The sequence below is a fragment of the Streptomyces sp. NPDC046465 genome, from assembly GCF_040646035.1.
GTDB lineage: Bacteria > Actinomycetota > Actinomycetes > Streptomycetales > Streptomycetaceae > Streptomyces.
Window position 1 is genome coordinate 1 of record NZ_JBEYZK010000061.1, and the last position, 5,535, is coordinate 5,535.

The window sequence follows — 5,535 nt, forward strand, 5'->3', positions numbered from 1 at the left end:
GTTCACCGCGTTCAGTTACGCGCAGATGGTGCGGGTGGTCCCCCAGGCGGGGTCCGTGTTCGCCTACGCGCGCGCGGGGCTCGGGTCTCGGCGCCCTGCCGTGAAGGCGCCCGGCCCCGCCCGCACTTGCGCCGTATTCCGTATACACGCGGGGGAGTGACCCACACCACTTCGGGGTGCTCTAGGCGGGCAGTCGTCCGACGTGTCACTATTTCAGGGCATCCACCCTGCCCAAATACCCTGCCGCCGCCGGGAATCGGATGCCCCGCCCGCCCTTCTCCCGCTGCCGCCCGGCGCGTTCGCGCCGCGCCCGGAGGGAAGGGACGAGGCCCGCCTCATTTCTTCGGTCATTTCTTCCTGGACCCTTCCTCGACGTCTGGATGATGCGATCTCCATGCAGAAAAGAACAGGGGAGCTGAGCACGCCCGCCCCGCCCGCCGCGGCGTGGGTGCAGGGGGCGCCGCCGGCCCGCCGGGCCCGCACGGTCGGGGTCGGCCGCGCCCACGCCAAGACGATCCTGCTGGGCGAGCACGCGGTGGTCTACGGCGCGCCCGCCCTCGCCCTGCCGGTGCCCCAGCTGGCGGTCACCGCGAGCGCCGGCTGGTCCGCGCCCGCCGCGGCCGGCGCCGGCGACGTCACCCTGACGATGACCGGCTCCCCCTCCCGCCCGGTGGCCACCCAGGCCTCCCAGGGGCTGCGGCAGCTGACCGCCGCCTTCCGCGCGGCCATGGGCGTGGCCGACGACGTGCACCTGGAGGTGATCCTGGACTGCGCCGTCCCGCCCGGCCGCGGCCTGGGCTCCAGCGCCGCCTGCGCCCGCGCCGTGGTCCTGGCCCTGGCCGACCTCTTCGGCCGCCCGCTCACCCCCCAGGCGGTGTTCGACCTGGTGCAGAGCGCCGAGAACGTGGCCCACGGCCGGGCCAGCGGCGTGGATGCCACCGCGGTCGGCGCGCCGGGCCCCCTCCTCTTCCAGCAGGGCCGCGCCCACGAACTGCCCGTCGGCTGCGAGCAGTTGTTCATCATCGCCGACAGCGGCGAGACGGGCCGCACCAAGGACGCCGTCGCCCTGCTGCGCGAGGGATTCGACCAGCACCCCGGCCGCCGGGACCGCTTCGTGCGCGAGGCCACCCGCCTGACCGCCCGGGCCCGCCACGCCCTGGCCCAGGGCACCTCGCACGACCTCGGCCCCCACCTGAGCGACTACCACCACCTGCTGCGCACCGCCGGCCTGAGCACCGCCCGCATCGATGCGATGGTGCGGGCCGCCCTGGACGCGGGCAGCCCCGGAGCCAAGATCACCGGCGGCGGCCTGGGCGGCTGCATGCTCGCGCTGACCTCCCCGGCCGGCGCGAGCGCGGTCACCCGCCGCCTGCACGAGGCCGGCGCCGTCCAGACCTGGGTCCTGCCCCTGAAGACACACACCGGCCACCCCGCCCCCTGAAACCACCCACCCGCACCCCCCCTCCCGCACACCCACGTACGCCACGTACGCCTCGTACTCTTCTGCATTTTTCACGCATCTCCCGCCCGGAGCGGATCAGGAAGGAGCAGGCACATGAGCGGTAGCGCAGATCCCGGCGCGGGCACCGCCCGGATGCCGGCCGGACGGGACACGGGGCACGGAGGCGGCACGGCCGCGGGGCTCGCCCCGGCGCCATGGTGAACGGCTACCGCCCGCCCCGCGACAGCGGCTGACGCCACGGCGCGGGACGGACCCGGGAAGACACCACGCGGCGCGGCCCCCCGGCCGCGTCACCCGCGCTCCCCGGCGTCCGCATGCTCCCCGCCGCGCACGCCGCCGTGCCGCCGCTGCTGCCGCGCCCCTCCCGGCGCGGCAGGGGCGCGGACCGCTCGCCCGGTCGAGAAGAACTCCCGGGCCGGCGGGGCGGGTGCGCCGGAGCATCGCCGACCTGTCGCTTCCAGGCGGTGCTCCCCGGCCCCACGCCAGCGGCCCGCCCCCCTGTGCGGGACGGGTTCCGCCCGGCGTGCGGTCCGCCCCCTCGCGTGACCCTGCAGAAACGGTAGACATGACAGCGACCCACAGCACGATATGCCTGGTCGGTGCGGGACCCCGCGGCCTGTCCGTGCTCGAGCGGCTGTGCGCCCACGCCCGCTCACGCCCCAAGGACCACACCGTCCACATCCACGTCGTCGACCCCTGCCCGCCCGGGCCCGGCCAAATCTGGCGCACCGATCAGTCCCCGCACCTGCTCATGAACACCGTGGCCTGCCAGATCTCGGTGTTCACCGACTCGACCGTCACCCTGCACGGCCCCCTGGAAGAGGGCCCCAGCCTCTACGAATGGGCCGCCGCGCTGCCCGCCGACGCCCCCTACCCGGCCCCCGTGCTGGCCCAGGCCCGCGCGCTGGGCCCCGACACCTACCCCACCCGCGCCTTCTACGGCCACTACCTGCGCTGGGCCTACGGGCGCGTCGTCGCCGGCGCGCCCGCCACCGTGACCATCACCGCCCACCGCTGCCGGGCCCTGAGCCTGGACGACGAGCCCGCCCCCGACGGCGGGAGCCCGCGCCAGCGGGTGCGGCTCAGCGACGACACCGTGCTGAGCGCCCTGGACGCGGTCATCCTGTGCCAGGGCCACCTGCCGGCCCGCCCGGACGCCGCCGAGCAGGCCTTCGCCGCCCGCGCCCGCCGGCACGGGCTGCGCCACATCCCGCCGGCCAACCCCGCCGACACCGACCTGGACACCCTGGCCCCGGCCGACGCGGTACTGCTGCGCGGCCTGGGCCTGAACTTCTTCGACTACCTGGCCCAGCTCACCGCCGGCCGCGGCGGCCGGTTCACCCGCACCGGCGGCCGCCTGGTCTACCACGCCTCGGGCCAAGAGCCCCGCCTCTACGCCGGCTCCCGGCGCGGCATCCCCTACCAGGCCCGGGGCGAGAACGAGAAGGGCCCGCACGGCCGCCACGAACCCCAGCTGCTCACCGAGCGGCGCATCCGCGCGCTGCGCCGCGCCCACCCCGCCGGCCTGGACTTCCACGCCGACCTGTGGCCGCTGATCTCCCGCGAAGTGGAGAGCGTCTACTACGCCGCCCTGCTGCGCGCGCGCGGCAAGGACCGCCCCGCCCGCCGGCTGCAGGCCCGCTACCTGACGGCCGCCCCCGAGCAGCAGGACGCCGTCCTGGAGGCGTACGGCATCGGCGACAAGGACCGCTGGGACTGGGAACTGCTCGCCCGGCCCTACCGCGACCGGGAGTTCACCGGCCCGCACGACTTCACCGGCTGGCTCCTGGACCACCTGCGCCAGGACGTCGCCGAGGCCCGCGCCGGCAACGTCAGCGGCCCGCTCAAGGCGGCCCTGGACGTCCTGCGCGACCTGCGCAACGAGATCCGCCTGGCCGTCGACCACAACGGCCTGCACGGCGACTCCCACCGCAGGGACCTGGACGGCTGGTACACCCCGCTCAACGCCCACCTCTCGATCGGCCCGCCGGCCCGCCGCGTCGAGGAGATGATCGCGCTGATCGAGGCCGGCGTCCTGCACGTCCTGGGCCCCGGCCTGCAGGTGCGGGCCGCAGCCGGCGGCTACACCGCCGGCTCCCCGCTGGTGCCCGGCTCGGCCCTGCGGGTGGACGCCCTCATCGAGGCACGGCTGCCCGCGATCACCCTGCGCCGCACCGGTGACGCGCTCCTGCGCCACCTGCTGGACAGCGGCCAGGCCGCCGCCCACCGCATCCCCGCCCGCGCCCAGGACCCCTTCGAGAGCGACGGACTGGCCGTCACCGCCCGCCCCTTCCGCCTGCTCGACGCGGCCGGCCGGGCCCACCCGCGCCGCTTCGCCTTCGGCGTGCCCACCGAGGCGGTGCACTGGGTGACGGCCGCCGGCATCCGGCCCGGCGTGGGCTCGGTGACCCTCACCGACGCCGACGCCATCGCCCGCGCCGCCCTGGCCCCCACCGGCCCCGGCCCCGGCCCCGGCCCCGGCCCCGGCCCCGGCCCCGGCCCCGGCCCCGGCCCCGGCCCGGGCCCGGGCGCCGTGCCCCAGCCCGAGCCCGTGCCCGCAACCGCAACCGCCGCCCCCGTACAGGGAGTGCACCCCGGACAAGGAGCCCCGCATGCCCGCTGACCTCACGCCCGGCGCGCCGCCCGAGTCCGGGCTGCTCGCCCCGGTCTGGGCGGGCACCCCGGTGGCCGCCGCGGTCTCCGACAGCGCCTGGCTGCAGGCCATGCTGGACGCCGAGGCGGCCCTGAGCCGGGCCCAGGCCCGCCTGGGCACGGTGCCCGCGGCCGCCGCCCGGGCCATCACCGACGCCGCCCGCGCCGAACGCCTGGACCTGCCGGCGCTGGCCGCCCGCTCCCGCCAGTCCGCCAACCCGGTGGTGGCCCTGGTGACGGAGTTCACCGCCCTGGTGGCCGCCCAGGACCCCGCCGCGGCCGCCTACGTGCACCGCGGCTCCACCAGCCAGGACATCCTCGACACCGCCGCCGTCCTGGTGGCCCACCGGGCGCTGCGCCTGATCCGCGCCGACCTGGCCCGCGCCGAACAGGACCTGGCCCGCCTGGCCCGCACCCACCGCGACACCCTCATGGCGGGCCGCACCCTGGCCCTGCACGCGGTGCCCACCACCTTCGGCTGCAAGGCGGCCGGCTGGCGCCACCTGCTCCTGGACGCCGACCAGAAACTGGCCGCGCTCGCCGCCGCGGGCCCCGTCCAGCTCGGCGGGGCCGCCGGGACCCTGGCCGGCTACCTCCAGCACGCCCCGGGCGCCGAGCCCGCCGCCTACGTCCACGACCTGACCGCCGCCTTCGCCGCCGAACTGGGCCTGGTGGCCCCGCTGCTGCCCTGGCACGTGCTGCGCACCCCGGTGGCCGACCTGGCCCACGCCGCCGCGTTCACCTGCACCGCCCTGGGCAAGATCGCCGTCGATGTGCTGTCGCTGACCCGCACCGAGGTCGGCGAGGTCCACGAGCCGGCCCCGGCCGGGCGCGGCGCGTCCTCGGCGATGCCCCACAAACGCAACCCCGTCCTGGCCGCCGCCATCCGCTCCGCCGCCCTGCAGGCCCCCCCGCTCGCGGCCGGCGTGCTGGGCTGCATGCTCAGCGAGGACGAGCGCTCCGCCGGCGCCTGGCACGCCGAATGGGAGCCGCTGCGCGCCCTGCTGCGGCTGGCCGGGGGAGCGGCGCACCAGGCGGCGGAGCTGCTGGGCCACCTGCGGGTGGACCCCGCGCGCATGCGCGCCAACGCCGCCCTGAGCGGCGGGCAGATCGTCTCCGAAAGGATCGCCGCCGTCCTGGCCCCGCTGCTGGGCAAGGCCCCGGCCCGGGACCTGGTGAACGCGGCCTGCGCCGAGGCCGCGGCCACCGGCGCGCCGCTGGCCGACGTGCTGCGCGCCGACGAGCGGGCGGCGGCCCTGCTGGCCCAGGAGCGCCACCGCGACCTGTTCGCCCCCCAGGCCTACACCGGGGCCGCCGCCGCCCTGACCGAGCGGGCCCTGGCCCGCACCCCGGCCGCCCCGCCCGCCCCCTAGCGCCTGCGCCCCCGGGGGCCCCCGCCGCCCCCGCACGCCGCCCGGCGC

3 protein-coding genes are annotated in these 5,535 nt (G+C 77.6%); all 3 read left to right on the plus strand.

The genetic code is table 11. From position 1 onward, the window contains the following. The first annotated feature begins 394 nt into the window (after positions 1–394). Entirely contained in the window at positions 395–1,441 is a 1,047-nt protein-coding gene (gene mvk, locus ABZ953_RS38975; RefSeq protein ID WP_361734233.1) for a mevalonate kinase, read from the plus strand. 586 nt (positions 1,442–2,027) lie between these two features. Further along, on the plus strand, positions 2,028–4,085 hold the full coding sequence (locus ABZ953_RS38980; RefSeq protein WP_361734235.1) for an FAD/NAD(P)-binding protein: 2,058 nt from the start codon (positions 2,028–2,030) through the stop codon (positions 4,083–4,085). Further along, complete coding sequence (locus tag ABZ953_RS38985) at positions 4,075–5,487, plus strand: lyase family protein (RefSeq protein WP_361734237.1); 1,413 nt, start codon at positions 4,075–4,077, stop codon at positions 5,485–5,487. The genes ABZ953_RS38980 and ABZ953_RS38985 overlap by 11 nt, the downstream gene beginning before the upstream one ends. The last annotated feature ends 48 nt before the right edge of the window (positions 5,488–5,535 follow it).

Excerpts from the sequence above, each read along its gene's own strand:
- mvk (WP_361734233.1), top strand. The coding sequence starts at position 395 with ATGCAGAAAAGAACAGGGGAGCTGAGCACGCCCGCCCCGCCCGCCGCG.
- ABZ953_RS38980 (WP_361734235.1), top strand. The coding sequence starts at position 2,028 with ATGACAGCGACCCACAGCACGATATGCCTGGTCGGTGCGGGACCCCGC.
- ABZ953_RS38985 (WP_361734237.1), top strand. The coding sequence starts at position 4,075 with ATGCCCGCTGACCTCACGCCCGGCGCGCCGCCCGAGTCCGGGCTGCTC.